The following is a 21,877-nucleotide window of genomic DNA, read 5'->3' as shown; positions in this document are numbered from 1 at the left end:
GTGCGAGTCACGGTCATCGGTTGCGGTTACCTCGGCGCGACCCACGCTGCGTGCATGGCCGAGCTCGGGTACGACGTCCTCGGCGTCGAGATCGACACCGCGAAGCGCGAGTCGCTCGCCGCGGGCAAGGTCCCGTTCTACGAGCCGGAGCTCGAGGACCTGCTGGCCGAGCACGTCGGCTCCGGGCGGCTCCGGTTCACCGACTCCTACGAGGAGGCCGGCGGCTTCGGCTCGATCCACTTCGTCTGCGTGGGCACGCCGCAGCGCCGCGACGGTCTGGGGGCCGACGTGCAGCACGTCGACGCCGCGATCGACTCGCTCGCGCCGTACCTCACCGAGGGCGCGCTGGTCGTCGGGAAGTCGACGGTCCCGGTCGGCACCGCCGCCCGCCTGGCCGCGCGGCTCGGCGACGGCGCCGAGCTCGCGTGGAACCCGGAGTTCCTCCGTGAGGGCTTCGCCGTCCGCGACACCCTCCAGCCGGACCGGCTGGTGTTCGGCGTCGCCTCCGAGCACGCCGAGGCCCGGCTGCGTGAGTTCTACGCCGCGGTGATCGGGACCGGCACCCCGGTCGTGGTCACGGACTTCGCGACCGCCGAGCTGGTGAAGGTCTCGGCGAACGCGTTCCTGGCCACGAAGATCTCGTTCATCAACGCCATCGCGGAGGTGTGCGAGGCGGCCGGCGCCGACGTCGTCCACCTCGCCGACGCCATCGGCCACGACGACCGGATCGGGCGGAAGTTCCTCAACGCGGGCGTGGGGTTCGGCGGCGGCTGCCTGCCCAAGGACATCCGCGGGTTCCTGAGCCGGGCCGGCGAGCTCGGCGTCGAGGACACGATGTCGTTCCTCCGCCAGGTCGACGACATCAACCTGCGCCAGCGCACCCGCGTCGTGCAGATCGCCACCGCGATGCTCGGCGGCAACGTCGCCCGCGCACGGGTCGCGGTGTGGGGCGCGGCGTTCAAGCCGCACAGCGACGACGTCCGCGACTCGCCGGCCCTGTCGATCGCGGGTCAGCTGCACCTGCACGGCGCTCAGGTCTCCGTCTTCGACCCGAAGGCCAACGAGACCGCGCTCGCGAAGTTCCCGACGCTGGACTACGCCGAGTCCGCGCTCGCCGCGGCCCGGGACGCCGACCTGCTGCTGCACCTCACCGAGTGGCCGGAGTTCCGGGAGGTCGACCCGGTCGCGCTGGGTGACGTCGTACGCCGCAAGCAGGTCCTCGACGGCCGCAACCGGCTCGACCTCGACGCCTGGCGGGCGGCGGGGTGGGCGACGCGGGCGCTCGGGCGCGGCTCTCGCCGCAGCCTCAGCCTCAGCCCAGCGAGTTGATCTGCGCCCCGATGACGTCGGCGAGCCAGTGGAACGACCGCTTCGGCGTGCGCACCTGGGTCTCGTAGTCGACGTGCACGAGGCCGAAGCGCTGGGAGTAGCCCTCGGACCACTCGAAGTTATCCATGAGAGACCACGCGTAGTAGCCGCGCACGTCGACACCGCGCTGGCAGGCCGTGGCCACCGCACGCAGGTGGGCGTCGTGGTAGTCGATCCGGGCCTGGTCGTCGACCACGCCGTTCTCGTCCGGACCCATGTTGTAGGCGCAGCCGGACTCGGTGATGTGGATCGGCGGCAGCGCGGCCCGGTAGCGGGCACGCATCGTGATCAGCATCTCGCGCAGCGCGTCCGGGACGACCGGCCAGCCGAAGTCGGTGGTCGGGTAGCCGAGCAGCTCGCGGAACTCGAACGGCATCTCGGCGTCCTCGGCCGCGGCCCCGATGCGGAACGGGTTGTAGTAGTTGACGCCGTAGAAGTCGAGGGGCTGGCGGATCAGCGCCAGGTCGCCGTCCTCGACGATCTCCTCGAGCAGCGGCTGGAGGTCGGTGGGGTAGCGCCCGAGCAGCATCGGCTCCATGAACATGCCGTTCCAGAGCGCGTCGAACAGCTTGGTCGCGCCGACGTCGGCCTCGTCGTCGGAAGCCGGCCACATCGGGGCGTGGTTGTTGGCGCAGCCGATGCTGCTCGCGCCGGCATCGCGCAGCGCGATCGCGGCCCGGCCGTGGCCGAGCAGCAGGTGGTGCGCCGCCGGCATCGCGTCGAACATCAGCGTCTTGCCTGGCGCGTGCATGCCGATCGCGTAGCCCATCATCATCACGACGTTCGGCTCGTTGACGGGGATCCAGTGCTCGACCCGGTCGGCGAACTTCTCGCCGAGGATCGCGGCGTAGTCCGCGAACCGGTCGGCGGTCGCGCGGTTCAGCCAGCCGCCGTCGTCCTCGAGCGCCTGCGGCAGGTCCCAGTGGTACAGCGTCGCCATCGGCTGCACGTCGTTCGCGAGCAGCTCGTCGATGAGCCGGTCGTAGAAGTCGAGGCCGGCGGCGTTGGCCGGGCCGGAGCCGGTCGGCTGGATCCGCGGCCAGGCGAACGAGAAGCGGTAGCCCCCCACGCCGAGGCGCTTCATCAGCGCGACGTCCTCGACGTACCGGTGGTAGTGGTCGCACGCCACGTCGCCGGTGTCGCCGTTGTGGATCCGGCCCTCCTGGGCGGTGAAGGTGTCCCAGATGCTGGGGCCCTTGCCGTCCTCGGCGGCGGCTCCCTCGATCTGGTACGACGCCGTGCTCGTCCCGAAGCGGAAGCCGGGCGGGAGCTGTGGGAGGGACTGGTCAGAGTGGGGGTCTGGCACGGGCACAATGATGCAGGTGACGACCGAGATCCGCCGGGGAACCGAGCGCCACCTCACCCGTACCCGGGGATATTTCACCCGGCACTCGTTCTCGTTCGGCGACCAGTACGACCCCGAGAACGTCCGCTTCGGCCCGCTGGTGTGCCACGACGACCACCACCTGGCGAGCGGGGTCGGCTTCGACGAGCACCCGCACCGAGACCTCGACATCGTCACGTGGGTGCTGTCCGGCTCGCTGCACCACACCGACTCCTTCGGTCACTCCGCGGTCGTGCGGCCCGGCGAGGTGCAGGTCCTCTCCGCCGGCTCCGGCGTGACCCACTCCGAGATCGCCGGACCCGAGGGACCGGCCCGCTTCGTCCAGGCGTGGCTCGTCCCCGACGAGCTCGGCGCGGAGCCGTCGTACTCGGTGACGCCGGTGGACCTCGTCCCCGGCGAGCTCACGCTCGCGACCACCGTCGGCTCCGCGCGCTTCCTCGTCGCCCGGCTCGGCCCCGGGGACACCGTCGTGCTCCCCGACGAGCCGCTCCAGCACGTGTACGTCGCCGGCGGCGCGCTGCGGCGCTCCTCGCTCGCCGAGCCGCTCTCCGACGGCGACGCGTTCCGGATCACCGGCCACCCCGGTCTCGAGGTCACCGCCGCGGTGCCGACCGAGCTGCTGGTCTGGGCGTTCGCCTGATGTGGTCAGGCGGCGCTGTCCTCCGGTTGACCGTCTGACCGGAACTCCCTATTCAAGTGGTCAGAAGTCCCGATTCAACGTTTCAGGCGATGACGGAGAGGGCGCTGGGGACGACCTCGACGGTGGCGGGGGTGGCGTCGAGCGCCGGCAGGGTGCCGAGGGGCTCGCCGTCGCCGCCGACCGAGATGCCGCCGCGGGCGGTGCCGCGCAGCTCGATCACCTTGCCGGACAGCAGGGTCACCTCGGGCAGGGCCACGTGGCCGCCGTCGTACACCTGCGGCAGCGAGCGCATCAGCGCGAGCCGGGAGGCGGCCTCGATCACGACCACGTCGAGCAGCCCGTCCTCGAGCGTGGCGGGCGGGGCGATCTTCATGCCCTTGCCGTAGTACGCCGAGTTCGCGACCACGACCGTGGCCGCCTCGTAGGTGTGCTCGATGCCGTCGACCGCGACGACGTAGCGGCCCGGCTGGTACGTCGCGATCGAGCGCAGCGCGGCGTACGGGTACTGCAGCTTGCGCGGCAGCCAGTGCGCCTTGTCGACGATCTCGGCGGCCCGGGCGTCGACGCCGGAGTAGACCGACCCGGCGATCACACGCCGGCCGGCGCCCAGGCCGGTGGCCGCGATCAGGTCGATGCGGCGGACGGCGCCGTCGAGCAGCAGCCGGGCCTGGGCCTCGGCGTCGTCGGGGATGCCGAGCATCCGCGCGAAGTCGTTGCCGCGGCCGGCGGGGACCACCCCGAGGGTGCCGCCGGCGGCCGAGACGAGCCCGGCGAGCGACGACAGCATCCCGTCGCCGCCGACCGAGACGACGACGTCGCCGCGACCGACCGCCTCGTCGACCAGCGCGGCCATCGCCTGCGGGCCGGGCGAGTAGGTCACGTCGACGGTCGCGCCGGCCTCGCGGAGCACCCGGGCGACCGGGACGACCGCGCCGGGCGCGGCGCCGCCGCCGGACTGCGGGTTGACCAGGAACGTGTAGGAGCGGGTCACGGGATCAGCACCCCCGGGTTGAGGATGCCGGCCGGGTCGAGGTCGGCCTTGACCGCGCGCAGCACGGAGACGCCGACCGGGCCGATCTCGGCGGCCAGCCATGGCTTGTGGTCGGTGCCGACGGCGTGGTGGTGGGTGATCGTCGCGCCGGCGTCCACGATCGCGTCGCACGCGGCGGCCTTCGCGACCTGCCACTGCGCCAGCGGGTCGTCGGTCTCCTTCGCGGCCACGGTGAAGTACAGCGAGCACCCGGTCTCGTAGACGTGCGAGATGTGGCAGAGCACGAGCGACGGCTGGCCGAGAGTGCTCTCTAGCGCTGTCTTGACTCCGCTGTAGAGCGCGTCGACGTTCGACCAGAACGTCGCGGTCTCGAGCGTCTCGACGAGCACGCCGGCGTCCAGCATGGAGTCGCGGAGGTACGGCGCGTCGAAGCGGCCGTGCACCCACTTCTCGCCGGGCTGCTCGCCGGCCGGGCTGCCGCCGAGGCTGGTCAGCAGCGCGGTGACGGCCGCCCGCTTGGCCTCCACGGCCGCGGGCGACCCCTCGTAGCCGGTGATCATCAGGCAGCCGGTCGCCGCCTCACCGCCGATGGCGCCGGGGTCGGCGAGGTTCAGGGCGGACTCCGCCTCGTCGGAGAGCCGGAGCACGGTCGGCAGCAGGCCGGCCTGGGCGAGCGTGCGCATCGCGGCGGCGCCGTCGACGAACGACGGCCAGCGCCAGCCCTCGTAGACCTTCGTCTCGGCGAGCGGGCGCACCCGCACGGTGACCGCGGTGATCACACCGAGGGTGCCCTCGGATCCCAGGAACAGCTGGCGCAGGTCGGGCCCGGCGGCGTTCGCCGGCGCGCTGCCGAGGTCGACCCGGCCGCGTGGCGTCGCGACGCTCAGGCCCACGACGAGCGCGTCGAACCGACCGAACCCGGCGCTGGACTGGCCGCTGGAGCGGGTCGCGGCGAAGCCGCCGATGGAGGCGAACTCGAACGACTGCGGGTAGTGGCCCAGGGTCAGGCCCTCGGCCGCGAGCAGCGCCTCGGCCTCGGGTCCGCGCAGGCCGGGCTCGAGGGTCGCGGTCATCGACACGTGGTCGACCGCGATCAGCCGCTTCATCCGCACCAGGTCGAGGCTCAGCACGCCGGCGAGGCCGTCGCGGCGCGCGACCAGGCCGCCGGTCACCGACGTACCGCCGCCGAAGGGGACGACCGCGAGCCGGTGCTCGGCGGCGAGGTCGAGGACCGCGGCGACCTCCTCGTGCGAGGCGGGGCGTACGACGGCGTCGGGCGCGTCGGTCAGGTCGCCGGCGCGGGCGCGGAGGAGGTCCGGCGTCGACTTGCCGCGGGTGCGCAGCCGGCGAGTGTCGTCGTCGGTGCGGACGTTCTCGGCCCCGAGGAGGTCGGCCAGCCGGGTGAGCACGGCGGTGTCGATCGTGGGCGGCGCGAGCGGCGGGTCGGTGACGGCGGGCCGGTCGTCGGCCCCGAACACCATCTCCACCAGGCCGCGGGCCTCGGCGGGCAGCGCGGTGGCGCGCGCGGGGTCGCCCCAACGGGACGGATGCATCTCGGTCGGCTGCGAGGTCATGCGTTACACTGTGACATATGACGTCACTTCGTCACAACAGTGAGCCCCGCGACGCGTACCTCGACGCCGCGCGCGACTGCATCCTCGACGTCGGCTGGCGGCGCACGACCCTGACCGAGGTCGCCCGTCGCGCAGGGGTCTCGCGGATGACGATCTACCGCACCTGGGCCGACATGCCCCAGCTGCTCGGCGACCTGATGACCCGCGAGTGGGGCGGCGTCGTCGCCGACGCGCTGGCCGAGGAGGACAAGGACGCCCCGACCGCCGAGCGGTTGGTGGGCGACATCGTCGCCGTCGTGCAGCGGCTGCGCGAGAACGAGCTGTTCGTGCGCATCGTGGACCTCGACCCCGAGCTGATCCTCCCCTACCTCTTCTCCCGCCGCGGCCGCTCGCAGGACGGGATCCTCGAGCTGACCGTCGCCGCACTGCGCGACGCCCAGGAGGCCGGCGCCGCCCGGCCCGGCAACCCGGTCGCGATGGCGCGCGCGATGCTGCTCGCCGCCCACGGGTTCGTGCTGTCCGCGCACACGATGGTCGACGACGAGGTGTCCCTCGACGAGCTCGACGCCGAGCTCCGGCTCGCCCTGACGCGGAGCATCCAGCCATGAGCACGCGGATCACCCCCGGCCTGGTGGGCGCGCCCGAGGCGGTCGACCTCCTCGTCATCGGGCTGGGCATCACCGGTACCGGCGTGGCGCTCGACGCCGTCAGCCGCGGCCTGTCCGTGCTCGCCGTCGACGCCCACGACCTCGCGTTCGGCACGTCGCGCTGGTCCTCGAAGCTCGTGCACGGCGGCCTGCGCTACCTCGCCAAGTTCCAGTTCGACGTCGCCCACGAGAGCGCGGTCGAGCGCGGCATCATCATGGAGCGCACCGCGCCGCACCTCACCCACGCGATGCCGATGCTGCTGCCGCAGACGTCGGGGCGCCTGCAGTCCGCGATCACCGGCTACGGCATGGTGGCCGGCGACCTGCTCAAGCGCAGCGCGCGCACGTCGTCCGGCGTGCTCCCCCGCCCGCGCCGGCTCTCCGCGGCGGAGATCCTCCAGCTCGCGCCGGCGCTGCGCCGTGGCGGGCTGCGGAGCGGCTACCTCAGCTGGGACGGCCAGCTCGAGGACGACGCCCGCCTGGTCACGAACGTCGCCCGCACCGCCGCCGAGCTCGGCGCGCACGTGCGCACCCGGGCCCGCGTGCTGTCGGCGAGCGGCACCCAGGTCGAGCTCCGTGACGAGCTGACCGGCGCGACCCACACGGTGCGCACCGGCAGCGTCGTCAACGCCGCCGGCGTCTGGGCCGGCTCCCTCGTCCCCGGCGTCGACCTACGCCCGAGCCGCGGCACCCACCTGGTGCTCCGCCAGGAGAGCATCCCCGGCCTCCAGGTCGCGGTCGCCTGCCCGATCCCCGGCACCAGCAACCGGTACGTCATGGTGCTGCCCCAGCCGGACGGCACGTTGTACGTCGGCCTCACCGACGAGGCCGTCGACGGTGACATCCCCGACGTGCCCGAGCCCTCCGAGCCCGAGATCGGCTTCCTGCTCGACGTCGTGTCCGCGGCGTTCTCCCACCAGCTCCACCGCAGCGACGTGGTCGGCGCGTACGCCGGGCTGCGGCCGCTGCTGCGCAGCAACGAGGGGGCGACCGCCGACCTGTCGCGCAAGCACGCGGTCCTCACCAGCGAGACCGGCGTGGTGACCGTCGTCGGCGGCAAGCTCACGACGTACCGCCGGATGGCCGAGGACGCCGTCGACGCCGCCGTCGCGCACGCCGGGCTCGCCGCCGGCCCGTGCCGCACCCGCGACCTCCCGCTGCTCGGCGCCGCGCCGCGCGAGGTGCTCGCCGAGCTCGAGGAGCCGGCCCGGCTGGTGCGCCGCTTCGGCACGGACGCGGCGCTCGTCCTCGCCTCGGCGCGCGAGGTCAGCGGGCTGCCCGACGAGGAGCTGCTGGCGCCGGTCGCCGACGGTGTGCCGGTGACGCTCGCCGAGCTGCTGTTCGGGGTCACCCACGAGGGGGCCGCGGACGTCGACGACCTGCTGGACCGGCGCACCCGGGTCGGGCTGGTGCCCGCGGACCGGGCGCTCGCGGTCCCGGCCGCGGAACGCGCCCTGGCGATCGCGATGAGTTAAGGCGTCGACGCCGGTCGTACCTCCCAGGCAGACTGGAGGACACCCATGACGACGACCGAGCTCGACGACTTCCCGACGCTGACGCAGCGCTACCACCGCGAGCTGCTCGCGCACTGCTACCGCATGTCCGGCTCCGTGCACGAGGCGGAGGACCTGGTCCAGGAGACCTTCCTGCGCGCCTGGCGCTCGGCGGGCGCCTTCGAGGGCCGCTCGTCGGTGCGGACGTGGCTCTACCGGATCGCCACGAACGTCTGCCTCACCAACCTCGAGGGCCGGCCGCGCCGGCCACTGCCGGCCGGGATCGGCACGCCGGACGCGGTGGCGGGCGACGCGCTCGAGCTCGACCACGAGATCGCCTGGCTGGAGCCGGTGCCGGACGCCGCGGTCGTGGTCGCCGAGCGGGAGTCGATCCGGCTCGCGTTCGTCGCCGCCCTGCAGCACCTGCCGGCGCGCCAGCGCGCGGTGCTGATCCTGCGCGACGTGCTGCGCTGGTCGGCGGCCGAGGTGGCGGAGGCGCTCGACACCTCCACCGCCGCGGTGAACTCCGCCCTTCAGCGCGCGCACGCCCAGATGGCCGACCGCGGGCTCACCGAGGACAGCGTCGAGGTCGACCTCACCGTCGGGCAGCAACAGCTGCTGGAACGGTACGTCGACGCGTTCTGGCGCAAGGACATCGACTCGATCGTCGGGCTGCTGACCGCCGAGGCGACCTGGGACATGCCGCCGTTCACGAGCTGGTTCAAGGGCGCGCAGAACATCGGCTGGCTGATCGGCCACGAGTGCCCGGGCGGCTCGCTCGACATGCCGATGATCGCGACCCAGGCCAACGGGCAGCCGGCGTACGGGCTGTACATGCGCACTCCCGCCGGCGACTTCGCGCCGTTCCAGCTGCAGGTGCTTCAGCTCGACGGCGACCGGGTGCGGCACGTGACCGCGTTCTTCGACCTCCGCCTGTTCGAGACCTTCGGGCTGCCGGCAACGCTGCCGGCCGACTACACGCCGGCGCCGGTCGCTCGGTGACCGCGATGCTCGACGGTTCCGTCGGGCTGCTCGACCGGGCCATCGCCTACACCTGCGGGCAGCTGGCCGGCGTGCAGCCGGACATGCTCGACCGCCCCACCCCGTGCGCGCGCTGGTCGCTCGGCAACCTGCTCGCGCACATGGAGGACGCGCTCGACGCGTTCACCGAGGCGGCCGGCGGCCGCGTCGCAGTGGGCTGCGCCGGCTGCGCGCCGGGGCCGGTGCCGGCGATCCAGGCCAAGGCGATCGCGCTGGTGACCGCGTGGACCCGGCCCACGCCCGGGGACGTCGTGCTCGAGGCCGCGACCGGCCGACTCGAGCTGCAGTCCAGACTGCTGGTCAGCACCGCCGCGCTCGAGGTCACCGTGCACGGCTGGGACGTCGGCCGCGCGACCGGGCGGGACGTGCCCGTGCCCACCGAGCTGGCCGCGGACCTGCTCGAGGTCGCGACCTGGCTGGTGGACCCGGCCGACCGGGGCGTGCGGTTCGCCCCCGCGCGGCCGGTCCCCGCGGGCGCGTCGTACGACCAGCGGTTGCTGGGTTTCCTGGGCCGCACCTGACTGGTCCACCGGGGCGATTCCCGCGCATTCCGCTCACCCGGAGCCCCGCCAGTTCCTAGGCTTGGCCCCATGCTGACGCCGCAGGCGGTCACCGTCGAGGCATCGGCTCGGGACGACCTTCACCACCCCCGCGCGCTCGTGGCGCGCGGGCACGCGCGGGCCCGCGCGGGGCTGGTCTCCGACGCGCTCCACGACCTCGAGCGCGCCCTCGAGTCGCGCTCCGAGCTCGACGACGCCGACCTCGCCCTGGCGCTCGCGACCAGCGTCGAGTGCCGGCTCGCGCGCGGCGAGCTGGCCGCCGCGATGGCCCGGGCCGACCAGCTGTTGCCGCTGCTGGAAGCCGCCGGCACCGCTGGTGCGACGGCGCACTTCGGGCGTGGCGAGCTGGCGACGGCCACGGGCGAGGACGAGCTCGCGGCCGGGCACTTCGTGCGCACCGGCCTGCTCGACGACGACCCCGACCTGCTCCCCTGGCGGGCGGCCGCCGCGCTCGCCGAGGTCCGCCTCGGCCGCCGGGCGGAGGGCGCCGCGCTCGCGCGCGCCCACCTCGCCGCGGCCCGGCTCGCGCAGGCGCCGTACGCCGTTGCACTCGGTCTGCGCGCGCTCGCGACCGTCGACCCGCGCGGCGACGGGATCGCGCTGCTGCGCGAGGCGCGCGCCGTGGTCGTCGACCTCCCTGCGCTCCGGCTGACCGCCCAGATCGAGACCGACCTCGCCGGGCAGCTGCTGCTCACCGGCGGCGCGGGCGACCAGGGCGAGGCGCTGACGCTGCTCCGGGGCGCCGAGGACTATGCGGGACGCGAGGAGCTGTGGCCGTTGCGCAGCCGGATCCGCCGGCTGCTCGACCTGCTCGGCGCGCCGACCCGGCCGGCGCCGGGCGAGGTGCTGGCCGCGCTGACGGTCTCCGAGCGCCGCATCGCGCAGCTGGCCGCCGCGGGGATGACCAACCGCGAGATCGCCAGCCAGCTCGTGGTCACGGTCAAGGCCGTGGAGTGGCACCTCTCGCACGTCTACCGCAAGCTCGGGATCCGGTCGCGCACCGCGCTGGCCGGCAGCCTCGGGTTGACCGGAGCACGGCCGGACCCGGCCGCTTCCTAGACTGCGGTCCATGTCGGACCGGACCACCCACACCGCGGTGCGGATGAGCGGCCGCGACCCGCACGAGCCGGGCCGCTCCGCCACGCCGCTGGAGCTGCTCTTCGACCTGACGTTCGTCATCGCCTTCGGAGTGGCCGCGGGCGAGCTCGCGCACTTCCTCGCCGAGGACCACGTGTGGGACGGGATCGTCGGCTTCGCGTTCGCGACGTTCGCGGTCAGCTGGGCGTGGATCAACTTCGCGTGGTTCGCGTCGGCGTACGACACCGACGACTGGATCTTCCGCCTCACGACGATGGTCCAGATGGTCGGCGTCATCATCTTGGCGCTCGGGCTTCCCGACATGTTCGAGTCCTTGCTGGAGGACGAGCACATGGCGAACCAGGTGATGGTGCTCGGGTACGTCGTGATGCGGGTGCCGATGCTGCTCCAGTGGTACCGCGCCAGCCGCCAGGACCCCGCGCGCGCCCGCACCTGCCAGGTCTTCATGGTGACCCTGGCGGTCTCGCAGGCGGCGTGGGTCGTGCTCGCGCTGGTGGAGACCAGCATCCCCGTCTTCTTCGCCTTCGCCCTGCCGGTGATCCTCGTCGAGATGGCCGGGCCGTACGTCGCCGAGCAGATCCACGAGGGCACGCCGTGGCACGCACACCACATCGCCGAGCGCTACGGCCTGCTGGTGATCATCGCGCTCGGCGAGGGGCTGATCGGCGGCGCGGCGACCCTGTCCGCGATCATCTCCACCGAGGGCTGGACCATCGACGTCGCCGTGCTCGGCCTGGCCGGCGTGGGCGTCACGTTCGGGATGTGGTGGACCTACTTCGTGATCCCGAGCGGGGAGATCCTGCACGCGCACCGCGCCCGCGGGTTCAGCTGGGGCTACGGGCACATCCCGCTCTTCGGCGCCCTGGTCGCGGTCGGCGCGGGCCTGCACGCGGCGGCGCTCTACCTCGAGCACCACTCCGAGCTCTCCGCCACCGCGACGGTGCTCACCGTCGTCGTGCCCCTCGGCCTGTACGTCGCGCTGCTCTTCGTGCTCTACGCGCTGCTGACCCACACGCTCGACCCGTTCCACGTCCTGCTGGTCGCCGGCTCCGCGGCGGTGCTGGCCGTCGGGACGGTGATGGTCGCGGCGGGTGCGCCGCTCACCTGGTCGCTGCTCGTGGTCGCCTTCACCCCGTGGGTGACGGTGATCGGCTACGAGACCGTGGGGCACCGGCACAACGAGGACGTGCTGGCCTCGCTATAGCGGGTTCGCGATCTCGTCCTGCGGCAGCTTCGCCCAGACGATCGCGACCACCGCGGCGACCGCGGGGACGGTGCCGGCGACGAGGAACGTCGCCTCGAGCCCGATCGCCTCGGAGACCGGCCCCGCGATCGCCATCGACACCGGCATCAGGCTGACCGAGACGAAGAAGTCGAGCGACGACACCCGGCCGAGCAGGTGCGGCGGGACCCGGCGCTGCAGCAGCGTCCCCCAGATCACCATCGGCGCCGCGAACATGATGCCGAGCACGAACGCCGCGGCGACGATCATCCAGATCTCGGTGGCGACGCCCATCACCACGAACGGCAGGCAGCCCAGCCCCCACAGGAGGTTCATCCAGGTGAGGTAGCGGCGCGGCATCGGCAGCGACGCGACCACCAGCGAGCCGATCGCGCCGCCGATGCCGAACGCGGCCAGCACCCACGCGTGGTCGCCCGGACCGCCGCCGAGCTCGTCCTTGATGAGGAACGGCACCAGTACCTCGAGCGGGCCCATGATCACGAAGACCAGCAGCGACGCGAACAGCAGCGTGGCGAGCAGCCACGGCGTCCGCACCATGTAGCGGAATCCCTCGGCCATGTCGTGGAGCATCGAGCGGACCGGGTGCACGGGCACGGCATCGGGCGCGGGCGCCTCCCGGCGGACGGCGGTGCGCGGCACGGTGCTCAGCGCCACCAGTCCCGCGAGCGACGCCGCCGCGGCGATCGCGATGGCGGCCCCCGCGGACGCGGCACCCACGGCCACGCCGGCGACCGCAGGCCCGACGGCCTGGCCGATGGTCGGGCGGACCATGCCCTCGAAGCCGTTGACCGCGAGCAGGTCGTCCTCGGGGACCAGGGCCGGCAGCCAGGCGGTGTAGGCCGGGAAGTAGAACGCCATCGCCGCGCCGATCGTGAACCCGACGATCGCGAGCTGCCACACCTGGGTGAGGTCGGCCAGGGAGAGCAGCGCGACGGCCGCCATGCAGGCCAGCTCGACGCCCGCGACCACCATCAGGATCAGCTTCTGGGCGACCCGGTCGGCGACCACGCCACCGAGCAGCGCGGGCAGCAGGACGCCGACCGCCCCGGCGGTCGACACGATCGACAGCTGGGCGGGCCCGCCCCCGATCCGGATGACCTCCCAGACCAGGCCGACGGTCCAGACGCCGCCGGCGAACGTCGCGAGCACCAGCGCGACCGCGAGGCGGCGGTAGGCCGCGTGGCGGAACGGCGTCAGCGCGCGCGGCAGCCGCTCGGCCTGCTCGGCCTGCTCGGCCTGCGCGTCCGTCACGTCGGTCATCGCTCCTCCTGTGGCCAGTCTCCCCTGCGGGACCGACATCGCCCACCGAATTCATCGCGACGCCAGCTCGCACCATCCGACATGTTCAAGTGGACGTGAAGTCAAGCGCCCGGGAGGCGTCGTCAGAGCCAGCGCAGCGACAGACCGTGGCCGTGGGTGAGGGCGACGACGCGGCCGTCGATCCCCAGGAGGAACCCCGCGGAGTCCCGGGGTGCGGACGCGGCGCCGTCCAGGTCGGGCAGCACGCTCGCGGCCTCGTTGCTGACCCAGTGGCAGCGGCCGGCGCCGACCAGCCCGGTCATCATCGCGTGGAACCGGGCGCGGTCCTCGCCGGTGAGGTAGGCGATGACCGCGCTGTGGAACACCACGACGGTGCCGTGCTCGGACGCCTGGTCGACCAGCGCCGGCAGCTCGTCCAGCAGGTCGCCGCGGACCAGCACGGGCGGGTCGGTGCGCGCGACCTCGACGGCTCGGAGCAGCTGCTCGCGCCGGGTCTCGTGCTCGGGCCAGACCAGCATGGCCAGCCAGCCCATCTGGTCCTCGTCGGTGACGTCGAGCGGGTTGAGGTCGATGCCACCGCGCCAGGCCACCTCCGGCACGGCGGTGGGCAGCGGCGGGTTCCCCTCGACCGACGCGCTGAGCAGCGGCCCGGAGCCGACCGGGTCGGCGCCACCCCAGGAGTAGGAGTACCGGTCCGGGAACAGGTTGAGCCCGGCGCTCGCCCCGACCTCGATCAGGCCGATCGGTCCGGGCGACGCGACCGCGAAGGCCGGCACCAGCGTGGCCAGCCGACCGACCTCGTTGGTCTGGGTCGCGCGGGCCAGGATCGTGGCCCGGATCGTGCCGTCGTCGGCGAGCAGCGCCTCGCGCAGGACGTCGTACGGCGCCGGCGCGGGGACGCCGTGCCATCGCGCTGCCGCGAAGACCAGGTTCGGCTGCCGCTTAGGCCGCGGCAGGGTCTCGAGCCACGCGAGCACCTCGGGGTCGTCGATGACCCGGTTCGACCAGTCCTCGAAGCACGGGGAGTACCCGGCGGTGTGGAACGCGAAGTCGCGGTACTGCTCGACGGTGTCGGTGTAGACGTCCACCCGCTCATTCTGGGGTTCCCGCCCCGAGCACCGGGGCCATGGGTCACCATTCTCCCCATGGGGACCTTCGGGGGGCGAAGGGCGCTGACGCTTGTCTGCGCCCTCGCTGTGCTGTGCGTCCCCGCCGGCGTCCTCACGGGCTGCTCGGGGGCGATCGACCTCGCGCACAGCGTCCAGACCAAGCTCGGCCGCATCGACGGGATCGTCGACACGTCGGTGGCGACCCCCGACGAGGACACCGGCGCCGCGATCGCGGTGACGTTCAACGGCGTCGACAGCACGCGGGAGCTCGCGTCGCTGATCGCCGAGATCGACGAGGTCGCCGACGAGGCGGGGTACCCGTCGTACCGCCTGGACCTGACGCCGGCCGGCGGCTCCGGCGACCGGCTCACGGTCGACGACACGTTCGTCGGCAGCGACGACCGCGGCACCGTGCTCGACAACTGGTTCTCGGTCACCACGGCGCTCCTCGGGGCCGTGCAGTACTCGTTCGAGCCCGGCGCCGAGTCCATCGCGGTCGACTCCGGCCCGGGCGTCGGCCACGACGTCGGCGAGGCCAGCCGGATCCACTACGGGTTCGCGAACACGACCTGGACGTTCCGCAACGGCGACACCACGTTCGTCGTGTCGGGGCGTGTCTCGCCGACCGACGTCACGATGTTCGAGAGCGTCCAGCGCAGCGTGTCCTCCGACGTGCTGCCCGCGCCGGCGCGGACCTGGGGCCTCGAGCGGCACGACGGCCACGTGCTGCTCTACCTCGACGTCAGCTTCCCGGGCGGGCCCGTGGACCCGGCGCGGCTCACCGTGGAGGACTACGGCGACGACGTGGACCGGCTGCTGATCGCCGCCGTCCCGGCGGCCCGGATCGGCGGGCTTCCCGTGCGCCTGGAGCTGCGCAACCCGCCCGCGGACCCGGCGGCGCCGGCCGACGTGTTCGGCTACTGGATCTCCGACGAGCGGCCGCAGCGGGGGCGCGACCCGCTGATGCGCGGCTGGGACCTGTGGATCCTGACCGTCGTCGCGGCGCTCGTCTGACCCTCGGCTAACCCGCGGGCAGGGCGACGTACGTCGTCTCGAGGTACTCCTCGATGCCCTCGAAGCCGCCCTCGCGCCCGAAGCCGCTGGCCTTCACGCCGCCGAACGGCGCGGCCGGGTTGGAGATCAGGCCGGAGTTGATGCCGACCATCCCGAACTCCAGCGCCTCCGCGAGCCGGATCGTGCGGGACAGGTCGCGCGTGTAGGCGTACGACGCCAGCCCGTACTCGGTGTCGTTCGCCCGGCGGATCGCCTCCTCCTCGGTGTCGAACACCGTGATCGGCGCGACCGGACCGAAGACCTCCTGCACGTTGATCTCGGACTCGGGCGGCACGTCGAGCAGCACGGTCGGGGGGTAGAAGTAGCCCGGGCCGGTGGGGGCCTGGCCGCCGCAGACCACCGTCGCGCCGTCGTGGACGGCGTCGGTGACCAGCTGGCTGACGCTCTCGACCGCGCGCTCGTCGATCAACGGGCCGACGTCGACGCCGTCGTCCTGGCCGCGGCCGACGGTGAGCCCGCTCATCCGCTTGCCGAGCTTCTCGCCGAACTCCTGGGCGACCGACCGGTGCACGAGGAACCGGTTGGCGGCGGTGCACGCCTCGCCCATGTTGCGCATCTTCGCGATCATCGCGCCGTCCACGGCGGCGTCGACGTCGGCGTCCTCGAACACGAGGAACGGCGCGTTGCCGCCGAGCTCCATGCTCAGCCGCTGCAGCTGCTCGGCGGACTGGCGGACCAGGATCCTCCCGACCCCGGTCGAGCCGGTGAAGCTGACCTTGCGCAGCCGGTCGTCGCTCTGCAGCGTCTCGCTGAACTCGCTGTGCAGGCTGGTTGTCACGACGTTGAGCACGCCGGCCGGCAGCCCGGCCTCCTCGAGCAGCGCCGCGAGCGCGAGCATCGTGAGCGGCGTCTGGCTCGCGGGCTTCACGACCATCGTGCAGCCGGCCGCGACCGCCGGGCCGATCTTGCGGGTGCCCATCGCCAGCGGGAAGTTCCACGGGGTGATGAACAGGCAGGGGCCGACCGGCTTCTTGATCGTCAGCAGCCGGCTGCCGCCGGCCGGTGCCTGCATCCAGCGGCCGTGGATGCGCACCGCCTCCTCGGAGAACCAGCGGAAGAACTCCGCGCCGTAGGTGACCTCACCGCGCGCCTCCGCGACGGTCTTGCCCATCTCGAGGCTCATCAGGTGCGCGAACTGGTCGGCCCGGTCGGTGATGAGGGAGAACGCCGTGCGCAGGATCTCGCCGCGCTCGCGCGGCGGCGTCCTCGCCCACGCGGCCTGCGCCTCGACCGCCGCGTCGAGCGCGTCGACCGCGTCGTTCACCGTGCCGTCGGCCACGTCGGTGAGCACCGAGCCGTCGGCCGGGTCGATCACCTCGAGGCGACCACCGCCCTCCGCCTCACGCCACGAGCCGCCGATGTAGAGGCCCCGCTGACCGGGGCCGAGGAGGTCGAGTCCGTTCATGGGGTCAGCCTTGCACTCGCAGCAAACCGATGACAGGCCCTTGATGGCCGTGCGACTCTGGAAGGGTCGGCTTGGGAGGGAGCACCCCCGCGTCGGCAGAACCCCTTGCTGACCCCATGCAGCGAGGGGTTCACCCCTTGGCTGGACCTCGAGCCGGAGCACCCCCTCGCCCCGGCATCGGGGGGATCCGCGAAGGGGCGAGGGCCCCGGCGCTGCCGGGGCCCTCGCGTCTCGCGTGCTCGGGTGCTCAGGGCACGTCGTACTTCATCGTGAACGAGCCGGAGCCCGCGTAGGCGTACACCTCCCAGCGGTAGGTGCCCGCGCCGGCCGAGTAGGTGATCGTCTCGGTGGAGGTGGACCCGGTGCTGGAGGCGACGTCGGCCCAGGAGCCGCTGCTGCTGCGCTTCTGCAGGTAGAGGTCGAGGTCCGCGCCGCTCGGCCCGGTGAGGCAGCCGACGATGCTGCCGGCCGCCGCGGTGAACCCGGAGGACGACGGCTTGTACGTCGAGTAGCCCGACGTCGCCGTGCCGGTGCTGGTCACCTCGGTGCAGGCGCCACCGCCGCCACCGCCGCTGCCGCAGGTCGGCTCGCCGGCCTGCGCCGGGACCGAGATCGCGGCCCACGCGGCCTTCACCTTGTTGAACGTCGTGCAGTCGCTGGTGCCGTAGAGGTTGTTGGTCGCGGTCAGCGTCGCGATCCGCGCCTTGCCGTGCGTCCAGTACGACGTCTTCAGCAGCAGGCCGTTGTAGAAGATCCTGCCCGCGGTCTGGATGCCGACACCCGAGACGCTGGTGCCGTTGCAGGTCGGCGACGCCGGCGAGGCGTTCGAGCCCTGCGACAGCAGGTAGAACCAGTGGTTCAGCGGGCCGGCGGCCGCGTGCACCTCGGTGTTCTTGATGCTGGTGGACCAGCAGTTCGGGTCACCGAGCACGCTCGGGTCGTGCATGTAGCGGATCGGCCCGTCCCCGACGAGGTCGGCCTCCTCGCCGACGGTGAAGTCGGCCGGGTCGTTCGGGTGCGCGGCGTACGCCTCGGTGAGGGCGCCGAAGATGTCGCCGGTCGCCTCGTTCATGCCGCCGGTCTCGTCGTCGCCGGCCGAGCCGCCCGGCGTCGTGTGGAAGATCCCGTGGCCCTGCTCGTGGGCGACGATGTCGATCGCGGTGAGCTGCCGGGCGTTGTCCTGGCTGTGCCCGAAGTTCACGATCGAGCCGTCCCAGTAGGCGTTCACGTCGTTGAGCCCGACCCGGGCGGGGTAGCTGGTGCCGTTGCCCTTCACCCCGTTGCGGCCGAGCCAGGCCGACAGCATGTCGACCTCCTTGGTGGTGCCGTACATGACGTCGACGCAGGCGGTCTCGAGGTTCGTCCCGGAGCCGTTGCCCCACACGTCGTCGGTGCCCGAGAGGATCGTGCCGGACTGGTTGGCGCACGAGACGCCGGACCGGGCGGGGTCGGTCATCCGGTACGTCCCGCTGCTGAGCGTGGTCCCGAACGTGACGCCCGGGTAGTAGTGCCCGGTGCCGGTGCCGTCGGCGACCAGGTCCCAGCTGCCGATGACCTTGCCGGTGACCGCGTCGGTGTAGACGGTCAGCTTCGTCGGCCGGTGCTGGCCGCTGAACCCGTCGACGCGGGTCTGCCAGGCCAGCCGCGGTGCGTGCTGGGCGTGCACGACCAGGGTCGGCGCGGTCGTGGACGTCACCTGCGCGACCTGAGCCCGGGCGGTACGCCGGGCGCTGGACGCCGAGACGCGCGGGCGGACCGAGGCCAGGTCGATGACCCGGCGCTGGATGGCGCTGGTGCCCGAGACCTTGCCGCTGTCGTCCACGGCGAGCACGAAGTCGCCACCGACGACCGGGAGGCCGCGGTAGCTGCGCTCGTAGGCGACGTACTGGGTGTCGGCGGTGCCGGGGATGGTGCTGACCCGGCTGAAGGAGTCGTGCGGGCTGGCCTTGAACTCCGAGCGGTGGTCGGCGACGTAGTCGGCGGCGGCACGGGTGGCCGCCTGCTTGTCGCTGACCTCCGCCGTCTTGTGGGTGGGGGTGGTGGCCGCGGTGGACGACGGGACCTGCGCGCCCAGGGCGAGTGCGCCCGAGACGGAGGCCGCCAGAGCCGCTCCGAGCAGCGTTCTGGTTCTCATGGGGGTCGTGCTCCCTCGTGGGTGTGGGGGTGAGGGCTCGACCGTAGGAATCCCGCTGAGGGCCGGGTAGCGGGGAAACCCTTGCTACTCCGTGGGGGAGGGCACCAGAAGGGTGATCAGCTGGGTCCGGGAGCGCACGTCGAGCTTGCGGTAGATCCGGGTCAGCGTGGCCTCGACGGTCTTCACGCTGAGGTACATCCGCTCCGCGACCTGCCGGTTGGTGGCGCCCTGGCAGACCAGCCGGGCGATCCGTGCCTCGGTCTCGCTGAGCCGGCCCAGCAGCGGGTCGTCGGTGCCGGCGACCGGGGCGGGCTCGAGCTCAGCGCGCACCTGCTGCGACCACGACCGCGCGTGGATCTCGGCGAAGCACGCCGCGGCCGACTCCAGGGCCGCCCGCGACGCCGCGGCCCGGCGGTTGCGCCGCTCCACGTGCGCGCGGCTGAGCAGGGTGCGGCCCAGGTCGAGCCGCATCCCGGCGTCCGCGCACACCTTCGCCGCCCGCTCGAGCAGCATCGTCGCGGTGGCGAGGTCCCCGCGGGCCCCGGCGAGCTCCGCCTCCGCCCGGTCGAGCTGGGCGCCGACGCCCTCCGTGCCCGCCCGGCCGTCGAGCGCGCGCCGCGACGCGGCGACCAGGTCCTCGGCCTCACCGAGAGCCCCGAGCGCGACCAGCGCGGACACCAGCTCGTGCTGCCAACGGTTCACCGTCGGGTCGTCGATGCCGTGCGAGGTCTCGATGTCGCGGATCCGGGTGAGCGCCGCCCGCGCGGCCAGCGCGTTGCCGCCGCGGAGCTCGGCCTGCCCGAGGAGCAGCAGGTGCCGCTGGAGGTAGCGGGTGTCCCCGCGCTCCTCCGACGCGGCGACCCCGCGCTCCGCGAGCCGCCGCGCGGTCTCCAGCTCACCACCGGCCAGCTCGGCGAGCCCGGTGATGAACCAGCCGGTGTGCGGGTCCAGCCCGAACTCCTCACCGACCGCGGCTGCGCGGGCGGCGTACCCGAGTGCCTCGCGGCAGCGGCCGAGCCGGACGCCGACCTCGACCAGGCAGCGCAGCACGTGCACCTGGTCCATGCCGGCGCCACGCTCGACGCGGGCCAGCATGGACAGGAACGCGGTCCACGCCTCGTCGAGCCGGTCGTCGTACAGCGCGAACCGGCCGGCGAGGTACGCCGGGGAGATGTGCGTGAGCCCGGGCGGCGCCGGGTCGGTGGCGGGCAGGATCGCCAGGGCCGCGGCCAGGTGCTCGTCGTGCCGGCCGGTGCCCACCCAGCGGCTCGCGACCGCGAGCGTCGTCAGCGCGGCGGCCTCGCCGGGGCGGTCTCCCGCGCGGCGCAGCAGGCCCACAGCCTGCTCGGCGCGGAGCACGGTCTCGGCGGGACGGGACTCCATCAGCGCCACCCGGGCCCGCTGCAGCAGCACCATGGCGACCAGCCGGTCGTCGTCACCGGCGTCGGCGAGGGCTGCGGTGAGGACCTCGTCCATGGCCGCGACCTCGCCGCCCGCGAGCTCCGGCAGCGCGAGCCGGACCCGGACCATCTGCGCGGGCGCGGCGGGCAGGTCGAGGAAGTCGCCGAGCGCGCGCTGCACGAGCTCGACGTGGTTGCCGGGCGCCCCGGTCTCGACCGCGGTCGCCAGCCACTCGACCCGCTCGGTCGCGAGGTCGGCGGGCGCCCGGTCCGCGGCCAGCAGGTACAGCTCGGTGGCCAGCTCGCGCGCGCCCGCGGACGCCGACTCCTGCGCCGCGACGCCGAGCTCGCGCGCCAGCTCCAGGTCGGGTCGCGGGTCGGCGAGCGCGCGGTGCCGCAGCCGCTCGGCCGAGCTCGGCGCCACCTCGGCGAGGTCGCGGTGCAGCGCGGCGCGGCGCACGGCGGGGGTCGCGTCGGTGACGACCCGGCGCAGCACCGGTGGCGTGAACCGGACCGCGTCGTCCACCAGCACCAGGCCCGCGGCCGCGGCGACCCGCAGCTGCTCCTCCGCCCCGATCCGACCCACCCGCTCGAGCTGGCGCACCGTCGGCCGGTGCAGCAGCGCGGCGAGCGCGAGCGTCTCCTGCACGTCGGGGTGCTGGTCGAGGAACCGCGCGCGCAGGACCCGCTCGATCGTGGGCGGTACGGCGGTCGGGCGACCGAGCAGCGAGGGCTGCTCGCCGAGGGCCCCGCCCAGCGCGAGCGCGACCGACGGGAGCCCGCCGGACTCGACGTACACGCGTTGCGCGACGTGCGGCGGCAGGCCGTGCCGGCCGAGCAGGTCGATGATCTCGCCGGCGGCGAGCGGCGGGACCTGGAGGTGCTGGAGGTCGGTGAGGTCGATGCCGCGACCGCCCGGACCGACGGTCACGACGAGGCCGACGCGGCCCGGGAGCCGGCGCCGGCCGTACCCGATCACGCACGCCGACTCGGGGTCGAGCCACTGGACGTCGTCGAGCAGGATCAGCACCGGGCGCCGGGCGGAGAGCTCCTCGAGCAGCGACCGGAACTCCGCGCACAGCGCGGAGCGCAGGGCGTCCGCGGCGATGCCCTCGGCCAGCCGGACCGCCGGACGGGTGGCGCCCGGGAGCTGGTCGAGCAGGTCCTGCAGCGTGGCGAAGGGCAGCGTGCGCTCGGGAGCGGCGCAGGCGGCGCGGAGGACGAGGTGGTCCGCCCCGTCGTCGAGGGCGTCGAGCAGCGCGCTCTTGCCGATGCCGGTGGGGCCGTGAAGGGCGACCGGAAGCCCCCGGCCCAGGAGGTCCTGCACCTCCGTGAGCAGGGTGTGACGACCCACCACCCGAGACATGGCGCCGCCAGCCTAGGCGCTCGTTCCGGCGGAGGACAGGGTCCTTCGGCGGAGGTATCCGGGTCCGAAGGGGGCTTGTGCGTGGCCCGGAAGAGGAGTTGTCTCGGATCCTGGCCCACCGGCGACATC

16 protein-coding genes and 1 pseudogene are annotated in these 21,877 nt (G+C 73.6%); 9 read left to right on the top strand and 8 right to left on the bottom strand.

The genetic code is table 11. The features are described from left to right. The gene (locus tag ABD875_RS12535) at nucleotides 1–1,329 is read left to right on the top strand and encodes a UDP-glucose dehydrogenase family protein (protein WP_345177114.1); all 1,329 of its coding nucleotides are present in this window, start codon (nucleotides 1–3) and stop codon (nucleotides 1,327–1,329) included. On the opposite strand, the gene ABD875_RS12530 is transcribed toward ABD875_RS12535, so the two are convergent. Next, on the bottom strand, nucleotides 1,313–2,674 hold the full coding sequence (locus tag ABD875_RS12530; RefSeq protein WP_345177110.1) for a GH1 family beta-glucosidase: 1,362 nt from the start codon (nucleotides 2,672–2,674) through the stop codon (nucleotides 1,313–1,315). The two genes, ABD875_RS12535 and ABD875_RS12530, sit on opposite strands and share 17 nt — an antisense overlap. 16 nt (nucleotides 2,675–2,690) lie before the next feature. On the opposite strand from ABD875_RS12530, the gene ABD875_RS12525 reads away from it, so the two are divergent. After that, complete coding sequence (locus ABD875_RS12525; RefSeq protein WP_345177106.1) at nucleotides 2,691–3,353, top strand: pirin family protein; 663 nt, start codon at nucleotides 2,691–2,693, stop codon at nucleotides 3,351–3,353. A gap of 82 nt (nucleotides 3,354–3,435) precedes the next feature. On the opposite strand, the gene ABD875_RS12520 is transcribed toward ABD875_RS12525, so the two are convergent. Together ABD875_RS12520 and ABD875_RS12515 are read right to left on the bottom strand one after the other, a co-directional pair. Then, a complete protein-coding gene (locus ABD875_RS12520) occupies nucleotides 3,436–4,344 on the bottom strand; it encodes a diacylglycerol/lipid kinase family protein (protein ID WP_345177102.1) in 909 nt (302 codons plus the stop codon). After that, nucleotides 4,341–5,918: an FAD-binding oxidoreductase gene (locus ABD875_RS12515; RefSeq protein WP_345177099.1), complete on the bottom strand. Its 1,578-nt coding sequence runs from the start codon at nucleotides 5,916–5,918 to the stop codon at nucleotides 4,341–4,343. Before ABD875_RS12515 ends, ABD875_RS12520 begins: the two co-directional genes overlap by 4 nt. 17 nt (nucleotides 5,919–5,935) lie before the next feature. On the opposite strand from ABD875_RS12515, the gene ABD875_RS12510 reads away from it, so the two are divergent. The 6 genes and pseudogenes from ABD875_RS12510 to ABD875_RS12485 all read left to right on the top strand — a co-directional run bounded on the left by ABD875_RS12510 (nucleotide 5,936) and on the right by ABD875_RS12485 (nucleotide 11,961). Beyond that, complete coding sequence (locus tag ABD875_RS12510) at nucleotides 5,936–6,526, top strand: TetR/AcrR family transcriptional regulator (RefSeq protein WP_345177094.1); 591 nt, start codon at nucleotides 5,936–5,938, stop codon at nucleotides 6,524–6,526. Beyond that, complete coding sequence (locus tag ABD875_RS12505; protein ID WP_345177090.1) at nucleotides 6,523–8,040, top strand: glycerol-3-phosphate dehydrogenase/oxidase; 1,518 nt, start codon at nucleotides 6,523–6,525, stop codon at nucleotides 8,038–8,040. The genes ABD875_RS12510 and ABD875_RS12505 overlap by 4 nt, the downstream gene beginning before the upstream one ends. Nucleotides 8,041–8,073: 33 nt before the next feature. Next, a pseudogene (locus ABD875_RS12500) lies at nucleotides 8,074–9,060 on the top strand (sigma-70 family RNA polymerase sigma factor); the annotation flags it as partial. A gap of 5 nt (nucleotides 9,061–9,065) precedes the next feature. Next, nucleotides 9,066–9,620: a TIGR03086 family metal-binding protein gene (locus ABD875_RS12495; protein WP_345177086.1), complete on the top strand. Its 555-nt coding sequence runs from the start codon at nucleotides 9,066–9,068 to the stop codon at nucleotides 9,618–9,620. A 69-nt stretch (nucleotides 9,621–9,689) separates the two neighbouring features. After that, entirely contained in the window at nucleotides 9,690–10,718 is a 1,029-nt protein-coding gene (locus ABD875_RS12490; RefSeq protein WP_345177083.1) for a helix-turn-helix transcriptional regulator, read from the top strand. 10 nt (nucleotides 10,719–10,728) lie between these two features. Continuing rightward, the gene (locus ABD875_RS12485; protein ID WP_345177079.1) at nucleotides 10,729–11,961 is read left to right on the top strand and encodes a low temperature requirement protein A; all 1,233 of its coding nucleotides are present in this window, start codon (nucleotides 10,729–10,731) and stop codon (nucleotides 11,959–11,961) included. Here the strand turns inward: ABD875_RS12485 and ABD875_RS12480 are convergent. Next, nucleotides 11,956–13,260 carry an MFS transporter gene (locus tag ABD875_RS12480; RefSeq protein ID WP_345177076.1) on the bottom strand — a complete coding sequence of 435 codons (1,305 nt, stop codon included), beginning with the start codon at nucleotides 13,258–13,260 and terminating at the stop codon, nucleotides 11,956–11,958. The two genes, ABD875_RS12485 and ABD875_RS12480, sit on opposite strands and share 6 nt — an antisense overlap. A gap of 122 nt (nucleotides 13,261–13,382) precedes the next feature. Beyond that, nucleotides 13,383–14,348, bottom strand: coding sequence for a DUF2332 domain-containing protein (locus tag ABD875_RS12475; protein ID WP_345177073.1), 966 nt, complete (start codon nucleotides 14,346–14,348; stop codon nucleotides 13,383–13,385). Between the two features lie 57 nt (nucleotides 14,349–14,405). Between ABD875_RS12475 and ABD875_RS12470 the strand changes: the two genes are divergently transcribed. Beyond that, nucleotides 14,406–15,383 (top strand): hypothetical protein, encoded by a 978-nt coding sequence (locus tag ABD875_RS12470; protein WP_345177070.1) that lies wholly within the window; start codon nucleotides 14,406–14,408, stop codon nucleotides 15,381–15,383. 7 nt (nucleotides 15,384–15,390) lie between these two features. Here ABD875_RS12470 and ABD875_RS12465 read toward each other — a convergent pair whose 3' ends face one another. The 3 genes from ABD875_RS12465 to ABD875_RS12455 all read right to left on the bottom strand — a co-directional run bounded on the left by ABD875_RS12465 (nucleotide 15,391) and on the right by ABD875_RS12455 (nucleotide 21,748). Next, nucleotides 15,391–16,848: an NAD-dependent succinate-semialdehyde dehydrogenase gene (locus ABD875_RS12465; RefSeq protein ID WP_345177067.1), complete on the bottom strand. Its 1,458-nt coding sequence runs from the start codon at nucleotides 16,846–16,848 to the stop codon at nucleotides 15,391–15,393. 247 nt (nucleotides 16,849–17,095) lie between these two features. Further along, on the bottom strand, nucleotides 17,096–18,982 hold the full coding sequence (locus ABD875_RS12460; RefSeq protein WP_345177063.1) for a M4 family metallopeptidase: 1,887 nt from the start codon (nucleotides 18,980–18,982) through the stop codon (nucleotides 17,096–17,098). A gap of 84 nt (nucleotides 18,983–19,066) precedes the next feature. Beyond that, nucleotides 19,067–21,748, bottom strand: a complete 2,682-nt coding sequence (locus ABD875_RS12455) for a helix-turn-helix transcriptional regulator (RefSeq protein ID WP_345177059.1) — start codon at nucleotides 21,746–21,748, stop codon at nucleotides 19,067–19,069. Nucleotides 21,749–21,877: the final 129 nt, after the last annotated feature.

Source organism: Nocardioides caricicola (genome assembly GCF_039541135.1).
GTDB lineage: Bacteria > Actinomycetota > Actinomycetes > Propionibacteriales > Nocardioidaceae > Nocardioides > Nocardioides caricicola.
This window is presented reverse-complemented; position numbering and strand designations above follow the sequence as displayed.